This is a genomic window from Pseudomonas sp. 10S4 (assembly GCF_034344865.1).
Lineage (GTDB): Bacteria > Pseudomonadota > Gammaproteobacteria > Pseudomonadales > Pseudomonadaceae > Aquipseudomonas.
On sequence record NZ_CP133774.1, the window covers coordinates 5,981,290 to 6,003,446 of the forward strand.

The 22,157-nt window shown below is 60.2% G+C and carries 17 protein-coding genes and 3 pseudogenes; 9 read left to right on the top strand and 11 right to left on the bottom strand.

Going from position 1 to position 22,157, the window contains the following annotated elements; genetic code table 11:
• Nucleotides 1–3: 3 nt before the first annotated feature.
• On the bottom strand, nt 4–438 hold the full coding sequence (locus tag RHM58_RS27900; protein ID WP_322268796.1) for a hypothetical protein: 435 nt from the start codon (nt 436–438) through the stop codon (nt 4–6).
• A gap of 25 nt (nt 439–463) precedes the next feature.
• Entirely contained in the window at nt 464–1,633 is a 1,170-nt protein-coding gene (locus tag RHM58_RS27905) for a lysozyme inhibitor LprI family protein (RefSeq protein WP_322268797.1), read from the bottom strand.
• A gap of 214 nt (nt 1,634–1,847) precedes the next feature.
• On the opposite strand from RHM58_RS27905, the gene RHM58_RS27910 reads away from it, so the two are divergent.
• The 4 genes and pseudogenes from RHM58_RS27910 (at nt 1,848) to RHM58_RS27925 (ending at nt 5,502) form a co-directional block, all read left to right on the top strand.
• Entirely contained in the window at nt 1,848–2,888 is a 1,041-nt protein-coding gene (locus RHM58_RS27910; RefSeq protein ID WP_322268798.1) for a DMT family transporter, read from the top strand.
• Between the two features lie 80 nt (nt 2,889–2,968).
• Nucleotides 2,969–4,051, top strand: coding sequence for a bifunctional transcriptional activator/DNA repair enzyme AdaA (locus tag RHM58_RS27915; RefSeq protein WP_322268799.1), 1,083 nt, complete (start codon nt 2,969–2,971; stop codon nt 4,049–4,051).
• Nucleotides 4,052–4,075: 24 nt separating this feature from the next.
• Nucleotides 4,076–4,892 (top strand): annotated as a pseudogene (locus tag RHM58_RS27920) (isocitrate lyase/PEP mutase family protein).
• Nucleotides 4,885–5,502 (top strand): DNA-3-methyladenine glycosylase family protein, encoded by a 618-nt coding sequence (locus tag RHM58_RS27925; RefSeq protein WP_201202611.1) that lies wholly within the window; start codon nt 4,885–4,887, stop codon nt 5,500–5,502. The pseudogene RHM58_RS27920 and the gene RHM58_RS27925 overlap by 8 nt, the downstream one beginning before the upstream one ends.
• A gap of 143 nt (nt 5,503–5,645) precedes the next feature.
• Here RHM58_RS27925 and RHM58_RS27930 read toward each other — a convergent pair whose 3' ends face one another.
• The 3 genes from RHM58_RS27930 to RHM58_RS27940 all read right to left on the bottom strand — a co-directional run bounded on the left by RHM58_RS27930 (nt 5,646) and on the right by RHM58_RS27940 (nt 8,846).
• Nucleotides 5,646–6,743 (bottom strand): extracellular solute-binding protein, encoded by a 1,098-nt coding sequence (locus tag RHM58_RS27930; RefSeq protein WP_322268800.1) that lies wholly within the window; start codon nt 6,741–6,743, stop codon nt 5,646–5,648.
• Between the two features lie 2 nt (nt 6,744–6,745).
• Nucleotides 6,746–7,861, bottom strand: a complete 1,116-nt coding sequence (gene aguA, locus RHM58_RS27935) for an agmatine deiminase (RefSeq protein WP_322268801.1) — start codon at nt 7,859–7,861, stop codon at nt 6,746–6,748.
• 100 nt (nt 7,862–7,961) lie between these two features.
• Nucleotides 7,962–8,846, bottom strand: coding sequence for a LysR substrate-binding domain-containing protein (locus tag RHM58_RS27940; RefSeq protein ID WP_322268802.1), 885 nt, complete (start codon nt 8,844–8,846; stop codon nt 7,962–7,964).
• Nucleotides 8,847–9,092: 246 nt separating this feature from the next.
• On the opposite strand from RHM58_RS27940, the gene RHM58_RS27945 reads away from it, so the two are divergent.
• The 3 genes from RHM58_RS27945 to RHM58_RS27955 all read left to right on the top strand — a co-directional run bounded on the left by RHM58_RS27945 (nt 9,093) and on the right by RHM58_RS27955 (nt 11,166).
• On the top strand, nt 9,093–9,497 hold the full coding sequence (locus RHM58_RS27945) for a PaaI family thioesterase (protein ID WP_201256995.1): 405 nt from the start codon (nt 9,093–9,095) through the stop codon (nt 9,495–9,497).
• Nucleotides 9,498–9,597: 100 nt separating this feature from the next.
• Nucleotides 9,598–10,086, top strand: coding sequence for a GFA family protein (locus RHM58_RS27950; RefSeq protein ID WP_201256996.1), 489 nt, complete (start codon nt 9,598–9,600; stop codon nt 10,084–10,086).
• A 291-nt stretch (nt 10,087–10,377) separates the two neighbouring features.
• Entirely contained in the window at nt 10,378–11,166 is a 789-nt protein-coding gene (locus RHM58_RS27955; protein ID WP_201256997.1) for a MipA/OmpV family protein, read from the top strand.
• Between the two features lie 125 nt (nt 11,167–11,291).
• Here RHM58_RS27955 and RHM58_RS27960 read toward each other — a convergent pair whose 3' ends face one another.
• The 3 genes and pseudogenes from RHM58_RS27960 to RHM58_RS27970 all read right to left on the bottom strand — a co-directional run bounded on the left by RHM58_RS27960 (nt 11,292) and on the right by RHM58_RS27970 (nt 14,107).
• Nucleotides 11,292–12,578 carry an ATP-binding protein gene (locus RHM58_RS27960; protein ID WP_201202604.1) on the bottom strand — a complete coding sequence of 429 codons (1,287 nt, stop codon included), beginning with the start codon at nt 12,576–12,578 and terminating at the stop codon, nt 11,292–11,294.
• A complete protein-coding gene (locus RHM58_RS27965) occupies nt 12,579–13,286 on the bottom strand; it encodes a response regulator (protein WP_322270912.1) in 708 nt (235 codons plus the stop codon).
• A gap of 213 nt (nt 13,287–13,499) precedes the next feature.
• Nucleotides 13,500–14,107 (bottom strand): annotated as a pseudogene (locus tag RHM58_RS27970) (tRNA-(ms[2]io[6]A)-hydroxylase).
• 158 nt (nt 14,108–14,265) lie between these two features.
• Here RHM58_RS27970 and RHM58_RS27975 point away from each other — a divergent pair.
• Complete coding sequence (locus tag RHM58_RS27975) at nt 14,266–15,129, top strand: universal stress protein (protein ID WP_201202600.1); 864 nt, start codon at nt 14,266–14,268, stop codon at nt 15,127–15,129.
• 146 nt (nt 15,130–15,275) lie between these two features.
• Here RHM58_RS27975 and RHM58_RS27980 read toward each other — a convergent pair.
• Nucleotides 15,276–15,745, bottom strand: a pseudogene (locus RHM58_RS27980) (DUF1289 domain-containing protein).
• A gap of 509 nt (nt 15,746–16,254) precedes the next feature.
• Here RHM58_RS27980 and acnB point away from each other — a divergent pair.
• On the top strand, nt 16,255–18,864 hold the full coding sequence (gene acnB, locus RHM58_RS27985; protein ID WP_201205215.1) for a bifunctional aconitate hydratase 2/2-methylisocitrate dehydratase: 2,610 nt from the start codon (nt 16,255–16,257) through the stop codon (nt 18,862–18,864).
• A 71-nt stretch (nt 18,865–18,935) separates the two neighbouring features.
• On the opposite strand, the gene RHM58_RS27990 is transcribed toward acnB, so the two are convergent.
• Together RHM58_RS27990 and RHM58_RS27995 are read right to left on the bottom strand one after the other, a co-directional pair.
• Nucleotides 18,936–20,603 (bottom strand): SulP family inorganic anion transporter, encoded by a 1,668-nt coding sequence (locus tag RHM58_RS27990; RefSeq protein WP_201256998.1) that lies wholly within the window; start codon nt 20,601–20,603, stop codon nt 18,936–18,938.
• Between the two features lie 194 nt (nt 20,604–20,797).
• The gene (locus RHM58_RS27995; RefSeq protein ID WP_201204389.1) at nt 20,798–22,078 is read right to left on the bottom strand and encodes an HAAAP family serine/threonine permease; all 1,281 of its coding nucleotides are present in this window, start codon (nt 22,076–22,078) and stop codon (nt 20,798–20,800) included.
• Nucleotides 22,079–22,157 lie beyond the last annotated feature (79 nt).

Consider the following 22,157-nt stretch of genomic DNA (forward strand, 5'->3'; position numbering starts at 1 on the left):
GCGTCAGCGCAAGGATTCGTTCGGAGTAGCTGGATAACGCTGTTTGCTCCGCCTCATGGGCAGGCGTTGTTTGCCTGGGGAGCCATTCCAGGATTTTTTTGCTTCGTCGCCGCTGGACGCGATCAAGAAGACACGTTGAATTCCGGCTGGCGCATGGATGTCGAAATAGACGTACTTGCGGATGGTTTTTGCATCAAAGATCTGGTCGCGCGGGATAACCCGCTTCGTTTCGAAGGGGCGCTGAAACAGCTTAAGACTCGACTTGATGAGCGCTACATCCTCATCGGTGACGCAAAGCTCGCCTTTCCTGAGCATTGAGCGCAGAACAGTGCCGCGCTGTCCACGTGGAGGCCGGACCGCGAACCGGACCCTCGACGTTCCAATTGGCGTCCCCTGCGCAACTTCCGGAGGTTGCGAGGTGTGGGTGAAGTCGTCCATCGTTGGCTCGATCCGTTCCATCGTCTTACCCTCTCTCGCAAAGATCAAAAGCCCCGGAGATGAGCGCACTCACTGCGCTCATCGCCTGTTCTTTTGCAAGCACTGGCGGGACACCGAAATGGCTCGAATAGTACGTCGCCAACTCATCGCTCGCGTCCCGAATTGACGCCTGATGCCGTGTAATAAAATGCGGCTCGTCGACCTCTTTTTCCGCTCCGTCGTTGTTTTCATCCTGAGCGCCGGGACTTATATCGAGTGCTTTCGCCTTCCATAAGTCAGTGCGGTGCAAACGAACGGCAACCAGTGTGTAGTCAAACTCACGTGCGAGACTGAAGCGAATGGTCCCCGGGCAAGAGGGTTGTACCGCCACCGCCGCTTCCGTCAGTCGATCCACCGTTTTCAATCGCGACGTCATCGCCTTGCAGTCACTCTGGGTCAGTCGACCATCGATTGCCCCGCCGTATTCCGAACGCAGAACGCCCAGCAACCCGGGCCGCCGCACAAGCGCCGAACACGGAATTGTCAGCGAATAATCGTCGACCGATGCGACATTCAAGAATGCGGAAAAGTTTTTATCCGATGACGCCGCTTCATGTGCATTTTTAACGCCGGACAACGGCGATGCCACCGGTTTGTCATGAAGCGCTTCGAAAGACGGGGCAATCAGCCTCTCCACAGCTGTCGCACGATCGGCGCCATCCTCGATGGTCGCGTAGCGATAGATGGCTTCATACAACGGGGCGGATCTGGAATTCTGTCGGGCAAGTTCTGCCAGCGCGACATCCGGCGCCCGGAAAAGCGCCGCAACGGCCAGTTGGTTCAGCCGCTCATCGTAGGCACTGACGAGACACGCATGCATGTCGTCATTCGAACATTGCTTGTCGCGCGTTTTCAGCCATTGCCGTTGCACGGTTTGCTGCTGCGACAGACCCCGATCTGACGCGTCCGAACGGGACGCTGCGAACAGGACAGCCATTGTTCGATCCCGTGTCGACAGCGCGGGATCATTAAAGATCATCCTTTCGATGGCGTTACTCGACGCCTCACATGAAAAGCTCGGGCCGGACATCGCCGGATCCTGCGCGGAATGTGCGATGGGCACTCCCAACGCAGCACCTTGCAGGGATAGAACGACAATCAGGCGTGTTATTCGACTCGCGTATGACGTGACCTGCACTCCAGCCTTGGTTTTCAATACGCGTGTCCCGTTAGCTTATTGTTGTATGTCAAAATGCTACCACCGCCACCTACCCTTTCCTAATGAATACCGTGAACAGATATTCGGGCGCCCTTGCCTTCAATTCGCGCGGGGTTGTTGTCGGCGGCGGCTTCGATACTATTGATGGCGCGCCGTGCGTGAACAGCGCAAATCCTGCGGGTTACGTTGACTCAATGCCTTGGAGCCCTGAATGAACCTGAACATTGTCTACGCCCTGGGCGCCGCCGCCCTTTTCGGTGCGAGCACGCCGCTGGCCAAGTTACTGGGGCTGAACGTCTCGCCAATTCTGCTCGCCGGGTTGCTGTATCTGGGCAGCGGCGTAGGGCTAACCATCGTCCGTTTGATCCGCGATCGGGGCTGGCAGCCCAGCGGCCTGAAGTCCTCGGAATGGCCGTGGCTGATCGGCGCCATCGCTTTTGGCGGCGTGCTGGGGCCGGTGGCGTTGATGTTCGGTTTGACTATGACCTCCGGCGCCACCGCCTCGTTAATGCTCAACCTCGAATCGGTACTCACCGCCGTGCTGGCCTGGCTGGTGTTCAAGGAGAACGCTGACCGGCGCATCGTCGCCGGGATGCTGGCGATTGTCGCCGGTGGCTTGCTGCTGGCCTGGCCCCAGGGTTCGGCGCAAACACTGGGCTGGATCGGGCCATTGGCGGTGGCGCTGGCCTGTGCCTGTTGGGCGGTCGATAACAACCTGACGCGCAAGGTCTCGGCTTCGGATGCGCTGTTCATCGCTGGCATCAAGGGGCTTATTGCCGGGCTGGTCAATTGCAGCCTGGCGCTGCTGCTCGGCGCGAAACTGCCGCAGTTCAATGTGCTCGGGCCGACACTGATCGTCGGCTTCCTGGGCTATGGCATCAGCCTGGTGCTGTTCGTACTGGCTCTGCGAGGGCTGGGCACTGCCCGTACCGGCGCGTACTTTTCGACGGCACCGTTCCTCGGCGCGGCGATTGCCATCCTGCTGCTGGGCGAACCGGTGACGCTGACGTTCTGGGCCGCCGCCCTGCTGATGGGCCTCGGGGTGTGGATTCACCTGACGGAAAGCCATGGCCACGACCATCAACACGAGGCGCTCCAGCACGGTCATCGGCATGTGCACGACGAGCATCATCAGCACGAGCATCCCTTTGAATGGGACGGCACCGAACCCCACAGCCATGAACATGAACACACGCCGATGCGCCACAGTCATCCGCACTTTCCGGACATTCACCATCGGCACCGGCATTAATTCAACGCCGCGACGCCTGAGCGAAATTACCTGTCGATTTTCCGGTGGAGGCGCCGCATGTCCCGCCTTATGCTCAGGCCATGAACCTACAAAACGCTGTGCTGCCGCCCCACGCCGAGATGGTTCGCGCCATGCTCGAACGAGACACCGCCTACGAGGGGGTATTTTTTACGGCGGTTAAAACCACCGGAATTTTCTGCCGCCCCAGTTGCACGGCGCGCAAACCCAAGCCGGAAAACGTCGAGTTCTTTGCCCATGCCGACGAATGCATGACCGCCGGTTACCGCGCCTGCCTGCGTTGCAAACCGCTGGATGCGGCGGCCATCGCGCCGGACTGGGTGCAGCGCTTGCTCAACCGGGTGGACGCCGAACCCGACCAGCGCTGGACCGACATTCAGTTGCAGGCCGATGGCATCGAGCCGCTGAAATTACGGCGCTGGTTCAAGCAGCATTTCGGCATGACCTTCCACGCCTGGCTGCGTACCCGGCGCCTCGGTATGGCGCTGGGCGGGATCAAACAGGGCGAGTCCATCGACAACGTGGCGTTCGATTCCGGCTACGAATCCCTGAGCGGTTTTCGCGATGCGTTTCAAAAGTTCTTCCACACCACGCCGGGCCGCGCCGCCAACAGCGAGCCGCTGCTGTTCACCCGGCTGACTACGCCGCTGGGGCCGATGATTGCCATGGCCGAAAGTCGAGGGTTGGTGCTACTGGAGTTTCTGGATCGGCCGGCGCTGACCAAAGAGGTCGAGGCATTACAAAACCGCTATGGTTATGCGGTGGCGCCGGGACACAACGCGCATTTGCAGCAGATCGAAGCAGAACTGGCGCAGTACTTTGCCGGTCAACGCACAGAATTCAACGTACCGCTGCACTTGCCGGGCAGCGAATTTGCCCGGCTAGTCTGGGCTGAACTGGCGCAGATACCCTACGGCCAGACCAGCACCTACGGCGCCATCGCGGCGCTGCTGGGCAAACCCGGCGCCAGCCGCGCGGTGGGCCTGGCCAACGGACAAAATCGGCTGGCGATTGTGCTGCCCTGTCACCGAGTGATCGGTGCGGACGGCTCGCTGACCGGCTATGGTGGCGGACAACCGCGCAAGGCGTTTTTGCTCAGGCTGGAAAAAGCTGCGGTGCAGATCACTCAACAATTGGCATTCTGATTATTTCAAAGGGAAGGAAATTCGATGCAATCGTTAGATCAACAGTTCCACAGGCTGCACCACCGACGGCCTGCTGATCCTCACCAACGTCGCCGACGCCGCCGGGGCGCGACTGGTGGAGCAACTGGGCAGTAAAGCCGTGGCCACCAGCAGCGCGGCGGTGGCCTGGGCTCATGGTTATCCGGACGGCAACACCCTGCCCCTCGAACGGCTGGTGTCGACGGTCGAATCCATCGCCCGGGTCATTCGCGTGCCCTTGACCGTGGACATCGAGGCCGGCTATTCCGATGACTTGGTGCGGGTGGCCGAAGTGATCGACGCGGTGATCGCCGCCGGTGCCGTCGGGATCAACATCGAGGACGGTGCTTCACCGCCCGAGTTGCTGGCGCGCAAAATCGAGATCGCCCGTCAGGTGGCGGAACGCCGGGATGTGAAACTATTCATCAACGCGCGAACCGACGTCTACCTCAAGGGCCTGGTGCCAGCCGAAGATCGTGTCGCAGAAACGCTCAAACGCGCTGCGTTGTATCAGGCTGCCGGGGCTGACGGGTTGTTCGCGGCGGGCGTCACGGCGGAGTACGAGATTGCTGCGATCTGCCGGGGCACGCCACTGCCGGTGAACGTACTGGGCTTTGCCTGCCTGCCGTCGCCTGACGAATTGAAAGCCCTCGGAGTTCGACGCCTAAGCGCCGGTTCGAGCATTGCCGAGTTCTTGTATGGCGCCATGGGTACCCTGGCGAAGAGCTTTCTGGAAACCGGCAAGCTCGACACTCACGACCTCAAGGCCTTCACGTATGGCGAGGTGAACGGCCTGCTGAAAAATCCTGACCTGCATGCCTGACCTCTATCGGCCTGCCAGTACTTTTCTAGCGTCCCTCGATGAGGACTGGCAGCGCCACATCGCCGCCATCGGCCCTTGCCTGCATCAACCGCATCCAGCGCGCGATCCTTATGAATCGCTGGTGCGGGCAATTGCCTATCAGCAACTGCATGCCAAGGCCGGGGATGCGATTGTCGGGCGATTAGTGGCGTTGTTTCCTTCAGGCGGGTTCCCTCGGCCCGAGCAAATACTGGCGACAGACTTTGAGCAGATGCGCAGTTGCGGGTTTTCTGCCAGCAAGATTTCGACGATTCAGGGGATTGCCCAGGCAACGCTGGACGGTGTCGTGCCGGATTACGCCACCGCGCTGGCCATGGACGATGAAGCGCTGATCGAGCGCTTGATTACCTTGCACGGTGTCGGACGCTGGACCGTGGAAATGCTGCTGATCTACAGCCTGGAGCGGCCGGATATTTTACCGGCGGATGACTTCGGGGTGCGCGAGGGGTATCGGCGGTTGAAGGGGTTGGAGGTGCAGCCTACTCGCAAGCAGATGATTGAGATTGGATTGGGGTGGAGTCCGTTTCGGACGGTCGCTTCCTGGTATTTGTGGCGGGTGCCTGGCAGGTAGACCGCGTTATCGTTCTTCGCGAGCAAGCCCGCTCCCACATTAGATCTGCTGCGAACACAAAATATGTGACCAACACCGATTAAATGTGGGAGCGGGCTTGCTCGCGAAGGCGATCTCACATCCAATACATCAACCAACGCCAATCACAACCCCGACTTCAACCGACTAAACGCCCGAACCAAAGCCCGGTTAAAGTCTTTCCCATTGTCATTCTTGCTGTACAACGAAGCCCGCACCTGCGCCGACGGATACGTCCCCGGATCATTACGAATCGCCGGATCGATCAACCCGTCCGCCGCTGTTATCGCGTTGGCGTAGTGAATGGTGTCAGTGATCGGCGCAATCACTTGCGGCGTCATCAGGTAATCCATCAACGCCAGCCCTGCCTGCGGATGCGGCGCGTCCTTGGGGATGACCATGGCATCGAACCAAATCAACGTGCCCTCCTTCGGGATTCGGTAATTCAATTTGAACGGCTTGTTCGCCGCCGTAGCCTGACCGGCAGCAATGGCGACGTTACCGTTCCAGGACATCGCCACACAGGTGTTGCCATTGGCCAGGTCGCTGATGTTCAGGTCGTTGTCGAAGTAGCGGATGTACGGCCGGATCTTCGCTAATTGCTGTTCGGCGAGTTTCAGGTCATCGAGGCTCTGGCGGTTGATGTCCAGGCCCATGTACTTCATGACCGCGGCAAACACCTCGTTGGGATCGTTGAGCAGGCTGACCCCGCAATCGGCGAATTTCGACACCACGGTCGGATCGAACAACATTGCCCAACTGTCCCGTGGCGCATCAGGCAAACGCTTTCTGACCGCCTCTTCCTGTGCACCTACGCCGGTGGTGCCCCAAGCGTAGATCCCGGCGTAGCGATTGCCCGGGTCGAACACCGCCATGTGCTGGCGGAACTCTTCACCGACGCCGGCAAAGTGCGGCAGTTGCTGGTGGTCCAGCGGCTGGATCGCGCCACTCTGGATCGCCCGGGACAGATGCTGCCCCGCCGTCAGCACCAGGTCATAACCGCTACGGCCGGTGAGCAGTTTAGTCTCGACGGTTTCCAGGGAATCGAAGTGATCGGCCACCACATGAATACCGGTCTGCTTCTCGAAATTGCTCAGGGTATCCGGGGCCAGGTACTCGCCCCAGATGTATAGGTTGACCACCGGTTTTTCGGTGTCGGCGGCCTGCACACACAGAGGTGCGAGCATCAGCATTAACGCTTGAGTCAGTTTGTGCAGGCCCATGATCACACTCTTTTTTGGGTGCCGGCGTATTGCGGCATGGTGATGCACGCGACGTTGCCGCCGCCGAGGAGGATTTCCCGGGAGTTTTCGATGCCGACAATCTTGTGCTGCGGGAACAGTTCAGCGAGGGTCGCCAACGCGGCCTGATCCTGACGATCACCAAACAACGGCACCACGATCGAGCGGTTGCCGGCGTAATAGTTGATGTACGACGCGCAGATTTTCGTCCCGGCCTGACGGGTATGGGTGCTGTCTTGCTGATCGAGGCCTTCGGCTTCTTCAGCGGTCCATTCAAGCACGTCCGGTTGCGGCAACTTGTGCACGATCAACTCGCGGCCACGGCTGTCGCGGGTGCTGCGCAGGATGTCGTAGGCTTCCTGGTAGATCTCCCACTGCGGGTCATCGCGGTTGTCGGTCCATTGCAGCACCACTTCGCCGGGGCGGATGAAACAGGCGAGGTCATCGACGTGGCCATCGGTTTCGTCGAACTTACAGCCCCGGGGCAACCAGATGATTTGCTCGGCGCCGAGGTAATCGGTCAGCCGCCGAGTGACTTCCTCCTTGCCCAAATGCTGGTTGCGATTGCGGTTGAGCAGGCATTGCTCGGTGGTGAGGATGCTGCCCTGGCCGTCAGCCTGGATTCCGCCGAGTTCGGCAATCAACGGGGCGCGGTAACGGTCGAAGCGTTCGATTTCGAGGATCTTGCTGGCGATCTGGTCGTCCTTGTCCCACGGGTAGTACAAGCCGCCGTCTAGGCCGCCGTAGGCGTTGAATTCGAAGTCGACGCCGCGCACTTCGCCACTGGCGTCATTGACCACAAAGCACGGGCCGCTGTCGCGGAACCAGGCGTCGTTGCAGGTCATTTCCACTACGCGAACCTGCGGCGGCAATTGACGGCGTGCGGTGGCGAATTGTGCGGCGGAGGCACACACGGTGACGGGTTCGCTCTGAGAGATCGCGGTGACAATCTGCACCCAGACCTTCTGCGCAGGCTTGGCGCCGTTGCGCCATACATCAGTGCGCTCCGGCCAGCCAAGCCAGCAGCCGGACTTGGTTTCGAACTCGCCGGGCAGGCGAAAACCATCGTGCTTGGGGGTGGAATCGAGCAAATGTGCCATGGGCAAACCTCATCAGTGGGGATTGGAATGACCACAGGCTAAGGTCGCAGGCAGACTCCTCGCCAACGATGATTATTGCGGAATACTTGAATTTAACTCATCAATCGACCAGCTGATCGTTGAACCATTCCAGCATCTGCGCCACCGCCGGCCGCTCCATTCGCACCCGTTCGCAGACCAACGCATATTGACCGAGCGCGGTCATGCTGGAGGTAAACGGCCGCACCAAACGCCCGTTGAGCAGGTCTTCCTGGGCCGTCAGATTGTCGCCCATGGCCACGCCCTGCCCTTGGGCCGCCGCTTCCAACGCCAACCCGGCGTGGGCGAAATACAGCTGCCGTTGCGGGCGCTGGTCGCCGGCATGGCTGGTGAGCCAAGCGGTCCAGGTCTTGCCATCCTGATCGTCGTGCAGCAGGCAATGGCGGGCCAGATCCTTTGGGGTTTTCAGCGTGCCCTGGTTGAACAGGCCAGGGCTGCACACCGGGAAGAACTGCAACGCCGGCAGCGGCCGGACGAAGTACGCGCTGCTGTCCACCGGGCCGGTGCCGTAAGTGATCGCCAGGTCGATGTCTTCCCCCGGCGCGGTCGCGTCGATGGGTTGTTCGTAGAGGTGCAAGGTGATGTGCGGATAGCGCGCGTAGAAATCCGTGAGGCGGTTCATCAACCACTTTTGCGCCAGTTCGGCGGTGACCGCCAGACGTAATACCGCCAGCGATGACGGATCGCGCAGTTCATCGCAGGCCTCGCCGATCAGTTCGAAGGCTTGCTGCAAGCTCTGCATCAAGCGCCCGGCGGCCATGGTCGGGCGAATCTGCCGGCCTTCGCGGATGAACAGCGACACACCCAGTTGCTCTTCGAGCTGGCGGATTTGGTGGCTGACGGCGCTGTCGGTGACGCACAACTCGGCGGCTGCCCGGCCGAAATGCGCATGGCGGGCGGCACATTCGAAGGTTTTAAGTGCTGCCAGGGAAGGTAGACGTCGCATCGATCAAGCCCTTTTTTGAGGCGCTCATGCTGACGTGGTGGGCGGTGGGCGTCCAGCGGGACCGCGTTATCGTTCTTCGCGAGCAAGCCTGCTCCCACAGGGATATGCATTCCACTGTGGGAGCGGGCTTGCTCGCGAAGACGCCGGTACATTCACCACAAATCCAACCGCCCATCACCCGCCCTTATCCACCATGACTTCCCCCAAACCCGGCGCATGTTGAACCCTCAACCGGAGGGATTCGACATGCTCAACACACTCAAACAGATCAATTCAACCTCAGCCTTCAACCGCTGGGCCGGCATTGAAGTCACCCGTGCCGTAAGCGGTGAGGCGGATTTGTCCCTGGCTTTTCGCGAAGCCGACATGGCGCAATATGCCGGTTTCCTGCATGCCGGCCTGATTGGCGCCTTGCTCGACACGGCCTGCGGTTTTGCTGCCGGGACGGTCGCGGGCAACGTGCTGGCTTCGCACTTTTCGGTCAACTGCGTGGCCCCCGCCGTCGGAGAGGTATTTATTGCCAAGGGCCGAGTGGTGAAGGCCGGCAAGAAGCAGGTGTTCGCCCGCGCCGAGCTGTACGCGCAAACCGGCGATCAACTGAAACTGGTGGCGACCGGCGACGCAATTCTGGTACCGGTCGAAAGCCGCTGAGGGTCTAGGGGCGTTCTCAATTAGTTTTCCCGCCGCGAAAACTAATTGAGAACGCCCGCTAGGCTGTCTTGAATCCATTCAAGAACAGTTGGAGGTCGAAATGCAGCTCGAAGGTTCCTGCCATTGCGGCGCGGTGTCGTTCAGTTTGACCAGCGTCCACCCCTACCCTTACCAACGCTGCTATTGCTCGATCTGCCGCAAGACCCAGGGCGGTGGCGGTTACACGATCAACCTCGGTGGCGATGCCGAAAGCCTCAAGGTTCACGGGCGCAAGCACATCGCGATCTACCATGCGCGGCTCAAGGACGAAGGCGATAAGCGCGCCCACAGCAGCACTGCCGAGCGGCATTTCTGTTCGGTTTGCGGGAGCGGTTTATGGCTGTTCAGCCCGGAGTGGCCGGAGCTGATTCACCCGTTTGCCTCGGCCATCGACACCCCGCTGCCGGTGCCGCCGGAACACACACATTTGATGTTGGGTTCGAAGGCTTCGTGGGTGGAGGTTGAGGTGCAGCCCAAGGACCAACAGTTTGAGGTTTATCCTGAAGAATCCATTGCTCAGTGGCATGAACGGCTGGGTTTAACCAAGTGACACTGGATTAAGAATAAACACTGTCCTGTGGCGAGGGGCTTGCTGTGGTGAGGGGGCTTGCCCCCGTTGGACTGCGCAGCAGGCCCATCTTTTGGGGCCGCTTCGCGACCCAACGGGGGCTTGCCCCCTCACCACAGCAGCCCTCTCACCACAGCAAGCTCCCTCGCCACAGGTTATCCGTCGGTCGTTCAATCTGTTCACAGTCTTTGACAGTTTCCCGACAAAGCTCTCAAAGATTGCTGGCCTCCGGCCGCCTAGCATGGGCGCATCCAACCTCCCTCGGGTGCCCCCATGTTTCGTTCGATGTGTTTGTCGCTGACTTCACTTTGCCTGCTGGTTCCCAGCGCCTCGTTGCGCGCCGAAGACTGGCGCTACACCTTGCGGGCCGGCGCCGCCAGCGTGCCGCGTTACAGTGGCAGTGACGAGCGCACCGTAGCGCCACTACTGGGCGCCAAAGTCGTCAGCCCTTACGGAGTTTTTCTCGACACCGAAAAGGGCCTGGGCTGGGCCTTTGACGAGGACGACTTCGGCCTCAGCGTTTACATCGGTGCCAGTGACGTGCGCAAGGATCGCAAGACTGGCTTCAAAGGTTCGGACGAGCTCAACGGCATGGGCTCGATCAAGGCGCGCCCGGTCATCGGCCTCGACGGCACCTATCACATGGGCCCGATCATTCTCGGTGCGAGCTTCGAACATGCGCTGGAAAAAGACGATGACGACCACGACACCGATTCGGCCTGGAACCGTTTGAAGCTGAGCATCAGCGCGCCGTTTTACAAAGGTGACTATGGCAGCGTGGTCGGCAGCCTCAACAGTCAGTTCGGCGACAGCAATTACATGCGCACTTGGTATGGCGTCAGCAATGCCCAAGCGTCGCGCAGTCAGTTCCGGGCGTATGACACCCATGGCGGGATGGTCAGTCGCGGGGCGGATCTGACCTGGTCGTTGCCGATTGATGAGCAGTGGAGTTTCACCACGGTGCTGGCGGTGCAATACCTGGCGGGAGAGGCGGCGGACAGCCCGATTGTCGAGCGGCGGTTGCAGACTTCGGTGGCTGGGCAGGTGGTCTACACCTTTTGATTTGGGGGTGTTGCTGATGGCCTCTTCGCGGGCAAGCCTCGTTCCTACAGGTCATGTATCGATTATGAATACACCGATAACCTGTAGGAGCGAGGCTTGCCCGCGAAGGCGTCCTCGAGAACACACTAATCCAGATGCGCCCAGGTCATGCGAAACGACGCCCCACCCCACGGCGAGTCCGCCACTTCCACCTGCCCGCCATGGGACTGAGAAACCCGTCGTACCAACGCCAACCCCAGCCCAAAACCACCGGTGCGCCGATCACGACTGGCATCCAGCCGCGAGAACGGTTCGAAGATCTTCTCCCGCCCGTCCACCGGCACGCCCGGCCCGTCGTCGTTGACCCGCACTTCGTAATGATCACCGCAGCGCGCCAACGACACTTCGACCCGCCCATCGGCATAGCGAATGGCGTTGCGTAGCAAATTGATCACCGCCCGGGCCATGAAGCGCGGTTCGATACGTACCTGCTCGATCTGGCATTCAACTATCAGCAGCTGCACCCCCGCTGCTTCCGCTTCCAGCGCCACACTGCCGACCACGCTGTCGAGCCAACTGTTGGCCTGAATGTTTTCCCTGGTAATCACCGTAGCGCCGCGCTCCAGGCTGGCGTAGGTCAGCAGTTCCGAGACCATTTCCTCCAGCTCGCCAAGGTCGGCGTACATGTCGGCGATCAATTCGCGGTTTTGCGCCGGATCGGGCTGTTGCTTGAGCTGATCGAGTTCAAACGACAGCCGGGCAATGGGCGTGCGCAACTCATGGGACACCGCGTTGGTCAGCTCGCGCTGGTTGGCGATCAAGCCTTCGATACGCGCGGCCATCAGGTTGAAGTGTTCGGACAGGTCGCGGATGTTCGAGCGTTTGGACAACTGGATTCGCGACGACAAATCGTTATCGCCAAACCGCTCGGCAGCCAGGCGTAGTTTTTCCAGATCCCGCCAGTGCGGCCGCACCCAAAAGAACAGCACGATACCAATCAGCACCGCCAGCATCAGGTAGGCCGCCGAAATGTAAAACGGCATCAGGCTTGGCTCGGCCGGCAACTTGATGCTCAGCAGTTGAGGGCCGCCATCGATGGACGAAATGAACTGCGTGTACTTCTCCCGAATCACCAGCAGGCCTTCGGCCAACAAGGCTTTTTCCTGATCATCCAGGGCCAGTTGTCCGGCATCGACCAGCGTCAATCCCAAACCATAATGCGGGCGCAACGAGTCCAGCTGTTGTTCCCGGCCCTGACCTTCCAGACCGCGCAGTTGCTCGACCAACGAGTACGCCTGACCGCGCACGGCCTCGCGGTTATACGCCTGCATCTGATTGTCGAGCAGCGCATTGAAGGTGTGCTCGACAGTCTGCAAGGCCGCCACCAGTCCAACCGCCAGCACCAGGTACAACCCCAGAAATAACCGCAGCATTTACAGCTCCCACGCGAACGGATTGAACAGGTAGCCCTTGCCCCAGATGGTCTTGATGCACACCGGTTCGCGAGGATTGTCCTTGAGCTTGGCCCGCAGTTTGCTGATGTAGACGTCGACGCTGCGGTTGAGGCCGTCGAAGGCGATGCCGCGCATGCGGTTGAGGATGTCATCGCGGGACAGAATCTTGCCGGCGGCGCTGGCGAGCAACCACAGCAGTTCGAATTCCATGGTGGTCAACTCGATGCCCTCACCCACCAGGCGCACTTCGCGGCAACTGCGGTCGATGCTCAGGTTGCCGAATTCGAGGGCACTGCAGACGCCGGTGTCCGGCGCCTGCCGACGTTGCAAGGCGCGCAAACGGGCCAGCAGCACCGGCGGTTTGATCGGCTTGGTCACGTAGTCATCGGCGCCGGATTCCAGGCCCAGAATGTGGTCGAGGTCGTCCTCCTTGGCGGTGAGGATGACGATCGGCGTGTCCGACACGCTGCGAATCTCCCGGCACACATGCAGGCCGCTCTGACCCGGCAACATCAGGTCGAGCACGACGACTTTCGGTTTGAATTCAAGAAATGCGGCCAACGCCAGGTCGCCACGGTGCACCGCCCGGACCTCGAAGCCATGTTGGGACAGGAAATGTGCGATCAGCCCGGCAAGCTTTTCGTCGTCTTCCACCAGCAATACTTTGCCAAAACCCAGGTTATCCATAACGACCGTCTGCCAACCCTTGTTTGAAGTAGGCGGCATTATGGCGGCAATCGGTGGCGGGACGGTTATGGCAGGCAGCAAAAACCGGCCATGGGGGCCGGTTTTCAGAGATCTTTCATACTCTTAAGAGTTTTTAACAATATTGAATCAAAACATCACAGCCTGCGGCTGACGTTTTTTGTAGGAGCGATCGGTGCGGCGATCCGACAAGGGTTACGCGGCGGTTGGGATGCCGCTGTGGAAGCGGAATTCCACGTCCGGCGACTCGATCAACTCCTGCTCGGCGGCACGAACCCGGTCGATCACCTGAGCGATGTCCTTGGCGTCGCCGTACTGATAGGCCAGTTTCAGATAACCCTGAAAATGCCGGGCCTCGCTTTTCAGCAGGCCGAAGTAGAACTTGCCGAGTTCCTCGTCCAGATGCGGTACCAGCGCCTCGAAACGCTCGCAGCTGCGGGCCTCGATGAACGCGCCAACCACCAGGGTATCCACCAGTTTCACCGGCTCGTGGCTGCGCACCACTTTGCGCAGGCCCGAGGCGTAACGCCCGGCGGAGAGTTGGCGCAGCTCGATCTTGCGCTTTTTCATCAGGCGCATGACCTGTTCGTGGTGCACCAGCTCTTCCCTGGCCAGACGCGACATCAGGTTGATCAGATCGACATGCGAGTGGTACTTGGCGATCAGGCTCAACGCCGTGCTGGCGGCCTTGAATTCGCAGTTCTTGTGGTCGATCAGCAAGGTTTCCTGATCGGCCAGCGCGGCCTGGACCCAGCCGTCAGGGTGCGGCAGCCGAGGAACTCGTGAATTTCGGGAAGGATCATGGGGCTCACGGATAAAAGGTTCAAAACGAAGGGCGCCGATTATACCGGCCTGTCGGCAGACCACCAGTCGCCGCCATTGATATGCATCAAGTCCCGGGTTGCCGGGCAGCAACTATAGTTGTCCAACGCAGTGTTTTTACTTCTTGGAGATCCCGCTCATGCAAGCCATTCGCAGCATCCTGGTGGTCATCGAACCCGAACACTCGGAAAGCCTGGCGCTCAAGCGCGCCAAACTGATCGCGGGCGTGACCCAGGCCCACCTGCACTTGCTGGTTTGCGACCCCAAGCACGACCACAGCGGCATGTTGGGCGTGCTCAAGGCCGCCCTGATCGACGACGGCTACAGCGTCACCACCGAACAGGCCTGGAACGAGAGCCTGCACGAAACCATCGTCGATGTGCAGCAAGCCGAAGGCTGCGGGTTGGTGATCAAGCAGCATTTCCCCGACAGCCCGCTGAAAAAGGCCCTGCTGACCCCGGCCGACTGGAAACTGCTGCGCTACTGCCCGACGCCGGTGTTGCTGGTCAAAACCTCGAAACCGTGGACCGGCGGGGTCATTCTGGCGGCCATCGACGTTGGCAATACCGACGGCGAGCACCGCACGCTGCATGCCTGCATCGTCGACCACGGCTACGACATCGCCAGCCTGGCCAAGGCCCAACTGCACGTGATCAGTGCCCATCCGTCGCCGATGCTGTCATCGGCCGACCCGGTGTTCCAGCTCAGGGAAACCATCGAGGCCAAGTATCGCGAGCAGTGCAAGGCGTTCCAGTCCGAATTCGACATCGACGACGAACACCTGCACATCGAGGAAGGCCCGGCAGATGTGCTGATTCCGCATATGGTTCACAAGCTGCAAGCGGCGGTGACAGTGATTGGCACCGTGGCGCGGACCGGGTTGTCCGGGGCGCTGATCGGCAATACGGCGGAAGTGGTACTGGATGCGGTGGAGAGCGATGTGCTGGTGCTCAAGCCGGATGAGATCATGGATCATCTGGAAGAGGTTGTGGCCCAGCATTGAGGTTTGCCTAGCCTTTGTGGCGAGGGAGCTTGCTCCCGTTCGGCTGCGCAGCAGTCGCAAAATCTGCTGGTGCGGTATTCCTGGAAGAATGCAGGGGCCGCTTCGCGACCCAACGGGAGCAAGCTCCCTCGCCACAGTCTTAGTGCTTACCCGCCGAAGGCGTCCTTGAGGAACCCCGGTGCGATGTAGCGCTGGTAATGCGCCTCAGACAGCAAAAAAATTCCCGATCAATGGCATCACGCAATTCCGGCAGGTTCCAGTCGCGAAACTCCGGCATCAGCACCATCCCGTAAGCCTCCAGGTTGTTAATGACCCGCGCCCCGCGAGCGATCAACTGATAGGCCCAGCAATATTCCGACTGATGGGGTACAAAGCGGATTTTCCGTTGTTCAAGCTGCAAGCGCAGGCGCTGCGGGTCGAACACTTCCAGCTTGCTGGCCATCACTTGGGACAGCAATTGCTCAAGACGCAGCCACACCGCGCGCTTTTCTTCCTCGTTGTAACCGTTCCAGTTGATCACTTCGTGGTGGAAACGCTTGCAGCCACGGCACACCAGGTCACCGTAAACGGTGGAGCAGAGGCCGACGCAGGGGGTCTTGATGGTCTGATTGGGCATAGGTAGGCAAAACACGGGAAAGCAGAACAGGTCCGCATGTTAGCCCTTTGTCCAACATTGATCACCCCTCAATCTTGAGGGCCTCAGGGTCTATTGGACTTTGATGACGGCCGCGACGGATGCCCGCGCCTTGCCTCGCGCACGTTGACCCGGCAACGCGGCACGCCACCAAAGTCCAATAGCCCCTGACTTACCTTTAATTTTTTTGCCGTAGAATCAGCCAGCCTTTTAAGGCGCCAATGTCCGTTAGAAGCTGTTTTCAAAGCGTCACGAGCACAGTCGTTCCTACAGAGCGGTGTTGGCGAAGGGTTTTTCCAGCGGGGAAAAGCTCTACGCCAACCCTCATCAGCTCCCCGTTCTGCAGGCGTAAAACTTTGAAAGCAGCTTCTGTAAGGAATTGCCGGTAATTCTGGCTAAGTGGCCCACAACGCCACGCAGCGCATGAGTACGGCCATTTCGGGATGAGCGTCCCGGACACCCATTTGGGACCACTGATGAGGGTAATAACTGTGCTTGAAGCCTACCGCAAACATATCGAAGAGCGTGCAGCACTGGGTATCGTTCCCCAGCCGCTTAACGCCGAACAAACTGCAGGCCTGGTCGAGCTGCTGAAGAATCCCCCGGCTGGCGAAGAAGCTTTCCTCGTTGACCTGATCACCAATCGCATTCCACCTGGCGTGGACGAAGCAGCCTATGTAAAGGCTGGCTTCCTGTCTGCCCTGGCCAAAGGCGAAGCAACCTCCCCTCTGATCGACAAGAAACGCGCTGTTGAATTGCTCGGCACCATGCAGGGCGGCTACAACATCGTGACCCTGGTTGACCTGCTCGACAGCGCCGAACTGGCCCCAGTCGCTGCCGCTCAACTCAAGCACACCCTGCTGATGTTCGATGCGTTCCACGACGTCGCTGAAAAAGCCAAGAACGGTAACGTTCACGCCAAAGGCGTGCTGCAATCCTGGGCTGACGGCGAGTGGTTCCAGAACCGTCCGACCCTGGCCGACAAGATCAGCCTGCGCGTGTTCAAGGTCACCGGCGAAACCAACACCGACGACCTGTCCCCTGCCCCGGATGCCTGGTCCCGCCCGGACATCCCGCTGCACGCCTTGGCCATGCTGAAAATGGCCCGTGAAGGCATCGTGCCTGACGTCCAAGGCGTGACCGGCCCGATGAAGCAGATCGAAGAAATGCGCGGTCAAGGCTTCCCTATCGCCTACGTCGGTGACGTGGTCGGTACTGGTTCGTCGCGTAAATCGGCTACCAACTCGGTACTGTGGTTCTTCGGTGACGACGTTCCGCACGTGCCGAACAAACGTGCTGGCGGTTTCTGCTTCGGCAGCAAGATCGCTCCAATCTTCTACAACACCATGGAAGATGCTGGCGCACTGCCAATCGAGTTCGACGTTTCCAACATGCACATGGGCGACGTGATCGACCTGTACCCGCATGCTGGCAAAGTCTGCAAACACGGCACCGACGAAGTCCTGACCACCTTCGAAATGAAGACCCCGGTTCTGTTGGACGAAGTTCGTGCTGGCGGCCGTATTCCGCTGATCATCGGTCGCGGTCTGACCGACAAGGCGCGCGCCGAGCTGGGCCTGGGCCCTACCGATCTGTTCAAACTGCCTGAAGCACCTGTCGACACCGGCAAGGGTTTCACCCTGGCACAGAAAATGGTCGGCAAGGCTTGCGGTCTGCCAGAAGGCAAAGGCGTTCGTCCTGGCACCTACTGCGAACCGAAAATGACCACCGTCGGTTCTCAGGACACCACCGGTCCTATGACCCGTGACGAACTGAAAGACCTGGCGTGCCTGGGCTTCTCGACCGATCTGGTAATGCAGTCCTTCTGCCACACCGCGGCTTACCCTAAGCCGATCGACGTGACCACCCACCACACCCTGCCAGACTTCATCATGACCCGCGGCGGCGTTTCCCTGCGTCCGGGCGACGGCATCATCCACAGCTGGCTGAACCGCATGCTGCTGCCGGACACCGTCGGTACCGGTGGTGACTCCCACACCCGTTTCCCGATGGGCATTTCGTTCCCGGCCGGTTCCGGCCTGGTTGCGTTTGCCGCGGCCACCGGCGTTATGCCGCTGGACATGCCGGAATCGATCCTGGTGCGCTTCAAAGGCAAAATGCAACCGGGCGTTACCCTGCGCGACCTGGTTCACGCCATTCCTTACTTCGCGATTCAGGCTGGCCTGCTGACCGTCGAGAAGAAAGGCAAGAAGAACGCTTTCTCCGGCCGCATCCTGGAAATCGAAGGCCTGGACAACCTGAGCATCGAGCAAGCTTTCGAGCTGTCCGACGCCTCGGCTGAACGTTCGGCTGCCGGTTGCACCATCAAGCTGTCGAAAGACTCCATCACCGAGTACCTGAACTCCAACATCACCCTGCTGCGCTGGATGATCGGCGAAGGCTACGGCGATGCGCGTACTCTGGAACGTCGCGCTCAAGCGATGGAAGCCTGGGTTGCCAACCCTGAGCTGATGGTTGCCGATGCTGACGCCGAATACGCTGAAATCATCGAAATCGACCTGGCCGACATCAAAGAGCCTGTGCTCTGCGCGCCAAACGATCCGGACGACGCCCGTCTGCTGTCCAGCGTTGCTGGCGAGAAGATCGACGAAGTGTTCATCGGTTCGTGCATGACCAACATCGGTCACTTCCGCGCTGCCGGCAAGTTGCTGGATCAGGTCAAGGGTCAGTTGCCAACTCGTCTGTGGCTGTCGCCGCCGACCAAAATGGACGCTCACCAGTTGACCGAAGAAGGCTACTACGGCATCTACGGCAAGGCCGGCGCACGCATGGAAATGCCGGGTTGCTCGCTGTGCATGGGTAACCAGGCACGTGTAGAGCCGAACTCGACTGTTGTGTCGACCTCGACCCGTAACTTCCCGAACCGTCTGGGTGACGGCGCGAACGTCTACCTGGCTTCGGCTGAGCTGGCGTCTGTTGCTTCCATCCTGGGTCGCCTGCCGACCGTCGAGGAGTACATGGAATACGCTGGCAAGATCGACAGCATGGCGGCTGATGTTTACCGCTACCTGTCCTTCGACCAGATCGCCGAGTTCCGTGAAGCTGCTGCGAACGCCAACATTCCGGTCGTTCAAGCCTAACGCTGCAACGCAATAGAAAACGCCGCCCATCGCGAGATGAGCGGCGTTTTTTTATGCCTGTAGGGTTTGCACTAACCCTGTGGGTTTGACTTGAGGGCTTGTTGCACCGCACCGTCAACACTCAGGCCGCTGAGAATGACCTGTTCCAACTCTTGCGCCGGCAACATCGAGAGCACGGCCTGCGCCTCATGCTTGAGCCGCGCCAGGATCAACAATTTATCCAGCGCCCGCACCTGCAAAAAGAACCCTTCCAGCACTTCGATACTGGTGCCATCCAGGTCCGGCGATTCTTCCAGACTGAGAATAATCGTATGCACCGGCGGCGACGCATGCCGCGCCAGTCGCAGCGCACCGCCCAAAATACGCTCCACGTTGGCGAAAAACAGTGCCTCGCTGGGCCGCACGATCAGCACGCCGGGTATCTCCTGAGCGTCAGGATGGCGTTGCACATCGACGTAATCGTGACCACTGCCCATTTGCCCCAGCACTTGAATATCCGCCGACGACATCTGTTTGAGCATCAGCACCACACTGATCGCCACCGCCACCAGCAAGCCGTCCAGCACGCCCAGCACCAACACCGCCGCTACCGCGCAGATCACCAGCACCCGATCGCGGCGCCAGATGAAATAGCGGCCCAATGGCTGCAGGCTCAAGCCGCGCGCCAAGGCATGAATGACAATGGCAGCCAAAATCGGCTCGGGGGTCAGGGCAATGTAGGGCAGCACCGTCAAGACGATCAGCAACACCACCACCGCTGCGACCACGCCGGACAGACGTGAACTGGCACCCGCCGCCTCATTGGCCGACGTCGCCGAGTAACCAGCGCCCGCCGGCATGCCATGGAACAGGCCGGACAACAGATTCGCCGCACCGAGGGCCAGCAGGTCGCGGTTCGACGACACCCGGTCGCCATGCTTGAGCGCAAACGAGCTGATCGAGCCATAGGATTCGGCGTACAGAATCATCACCATCGCAAACGCCAATTCCCCCAGGCGCAGCCAATCGGCAAACGGCAACACCGGCAGACGCGGCACTTCCAGGCTCAGGTCGATCACGCCGATCAGCTTCACCCCGTAGGCCGGCAGGTTCAGCCATTGGCTAGCCGCAATTCCCAGCGCCACCACCAGCAAACCGCCCGGCACTCGCCGGAACCGCGCGCACACCCACAACACCAGCAGTGCCACGGCTGCGACCAATAAGCCGACCCGATTCCACTGCGGCCACTGTTCCAGCAGCTGTGGGACGAATCGGATCAAGTTGCTGTTGCTCAAGTGCACGTCAACGATGCTCGCGACCTGCTTGAGGATGATGGTCACCGCCAGGCCAAACGCAAAGCCGCGCAGCACCGGTTTGGCGATAAACGAGGTCACGCTGCCCAGCTTCAGCAGCCCGGCCAGCAGGAAGAGCCCGCCCGTTATCAGCACCAGGCCGATCGCCAGGGTCATGCGCAAGGCCGGATCAGCGCTGGCCAGGGTCGCAGTGGCGGCGGCCAGTACCGCCGCCGAAGACGAGGTCGCCGAGACAATCGCAAACCGGCTGGTGCCCAGCAGCGCGTAGCACAGCAAACCGGCAAACAACGCAATCACCCCGGCTTGGGGCGGCACGGCGGCGATGCTCGAATAGGCCACCGCCTCCGGCAACAGCAAACCGGCAATCGACAGCCCGGCCAACAGATCCTGCCAACGGTTAGGGGTGTCGGTACGGGGTTGCACCGATGCGCCTTGAGCACGAGCCATGCAGCGTCTCCAGAGAAAGATCCACACGCTCTACGACGCGTAAATTCAGGCTCTAGCGTAGCCGTTTATCCGGTTGGATGTGTGCTCTGAGTCAGGTGCTGAGCGCAGGCCATAAAAAACGCCGCTCCCTTTGCAAGGAGCGGCGTTTTTTATGCCTTCAGAATCAAAAGATCGCAGCCTGCGATCTTTTGATCTTAAGCCGTCAACGAATAGATCAACGCCGAAATCGCCACCAGGCCCACCGCCGTCACGAAGACATTGGACGCCTGACCGCGATAACGCGCCATCGCCGGCACTTTGCGGATCGCATACATCGGCATCAGGAACAGTATCGACGCGATGATCGGGCCACCGAGTGTTTCGATCATGCCGAGGATGCTCGGGTTCAGGGTCGCGACGATCCAGCACACCACCAGCATGAACGCGGCGGTCATGCGGTCCAGGGCTTTAGGCGAAGGACGCTTGCCGCTTTTGACGATCAAGCCTTTAAGACCTTCGCTGGCGCCGATGTAGTGCCCCAGGAACGACTTGGAAATCGCCACGAAAGCAATCAACGGCGCCGCGAAGGCGATGGTCGGGTTGCTGAAGTGGTTGGCCAGGTACGACAGGATCGACAGGTTCTGCGCCTTGGCTTCGGCCAGTTGCGCCGGGGACAAGGTCAGCACGCAACTGAAGACGAAGAACAGCACCATCACCACCATCAAGGCGTGGGCGCGGGACAGGATCTGCGAGCTGCGCTCTTCTGCGTGTTCACCGTAACGACGCTTCTGGTCCACGGCGAACGCCGAGATGATCGGCGAGTGGTTGAACGAGAACACCATCACCGGAATCGCCAGCCACAAGGTGTGCAGCAGCGCAGACGGTGCAGGCAGCGTGGACGCGGTGCTGAGGATGCCGCCGTTCCAGTGCGGAATCAGGAACACCGCCAAAAACAGCAGCGCGACGATAAACGGATACACCATCAGGCTCATGGCCTTGACGATCACCTGCTCGCCACAACGCACCACCGCCAGCAGGCCGAGGATCAGCACAAACGACAGAATCGCCCGTGGCGGCGGCATGATGTGCAGTTGATGCTCGAGGAAGCTGCCCACGGTGTTGGTCAGCGCCACACTGTAGATCAACAGGATCGGGAAGATCGCGAAGAAGTACAGCAAAGTGATCAGCGCACCAGCCTTGATGCCGAAGTGTTCTTCCACCACTTCAGTGATGTCCGCGCCTTCGCGGCCGGACAACACAAAGCGGGTCAGGCCACGGTGTGCGTAAAACGTCATGGGGAACGCCAGCACCGCCAAGACCATCAACGGCCAGAAACCGCCCAGGCCCGCGTTGATCGGCAAAAACAACGTACCGGCCCCGATCGCCGTGCCAAACAGGCCCAGCATCCAGGTGGTGTCATGGCGATTCCAGCTCTCAAGGGTCGCTGGTGCCGCCGCTACATAGCGTTCGTCGACGCTATTGGCCTGATCATTCATCCGGTGGGATCTCCACATTCCGGTCAGTTGCTACCCGGTCAGGACGAGTCGGAAAAACCCGACAGGCAGCGCCCTGGCC

Excerpts from the sequence above, each read along its gene's own strand:
- aguA (WP_322268801.1), bottom strand. The coding sequence starts at position 7,861 with ATGGCACATTTGCTCGATTCCACCCCCAAGCACGATGGTTTTCGCCTG.
- RHM58_RS27900 (WP_322268796.1), bottom strand. The coding sequence starts at position 438 with ATGGACGACTTCACCCACACCTCGCAACCTCCGGAAGTTGCGCAGGGG.
- RHM58_RS27945 (WP_201256995.1), top strand. The coding sequence starts at position 9,093 with ATGCTCAACACACTCAAACAGATCAATTCAACCTCAGCCTTCAACCGC.
- RHM58_RS27960 (WP_201202604.1), bottom strand. The coding sequence starts at position 12,578 with ATGCTGCGGTTATTTCTGGGGTTGTACCTGGTGCTGGCGGTTGGACTG.
- RHM58_RS27965 (WP_322270912.1), bottom strand. The coding sequence starts at position 13,286 with ATGGATAACCTGGGTTTTGGCAAAGTATTGCTGGTGGAAGACGACGAA.
- RHM58_RS27950 (WP_201256996.1), top strand. The coding sequence starts at position 9,598 with ATGCAGCTCGAAGGTTCCTGCCATTGCGGCGCGGTGTCGTTCAGTTTG.
- RHM58_RS27940 (WP_322268802.1), bottom strand. The coding sequence starts at position 8,846 with ATGCGACGTCTACCTTCCCTGGCAGCACTTAAAACCTTCGAATGTGCC.
- RHM58_RS27995 (WP_201204389.1), bottom strand. The coding sequence starts at position 22,078 with ATGAATGATCAGGCCAATAGCGTCGACGAACGCTATGTAGCGGCGGCA.
- RHM58_RS27910 (WP_322268798.1), top strand. The coding sequence starts at position 1,848 with ATGAACCTGAACATTGTCTACGCCCTGGGCGCCGCCGCCCTTTTCGGT.
- RHM58_RS27930 (WP_322268800.1), bottom strand. The coding sequence starts at position 6,743 with ATGGGCCTGCACAAACTGACTCAAGCGTTAATGCTGATGCTCGCACCT.
- RHM58_RS27925 (WP_201202611.1), top strand. The coding sequence starts at position 4,885 with ATGCCTGACCTCTATCGGCCTGCCAGTACTTTTCTAGCGTCCCTCGAT.
- RHM58_RS27975 (WP_201202600.1), top strand. The coding sequence starts at position 14,266 with ATGCAAGCCATTCGCAGCATCCTGGTGGTCATCGAACCCGAACACTCG.
- RHM58_RS27955 (WP_201256997.1), top strand. The coding sequence starts at position 10,378 with ATGTTTCGTTCGATGTGTTTGTCGCTGACTTCACTTTGCCTGCTGGTT.
- RHM58_RS27915 (WP_322268799.1), top strand. The coding sequence starts at position 2,969 with ATGAACCTACAAAACGCTGTGCTGCCGCCCCACGCCGAGATGGTTCGC.
- RHM58_RS27990 (WP_201256998.1), bottom strand. The coding sequence starts at position 20,603 with ATGGCTCGTGCTCAAGGCGCATCGGTGCAACCCCGTACCGACACCCCT.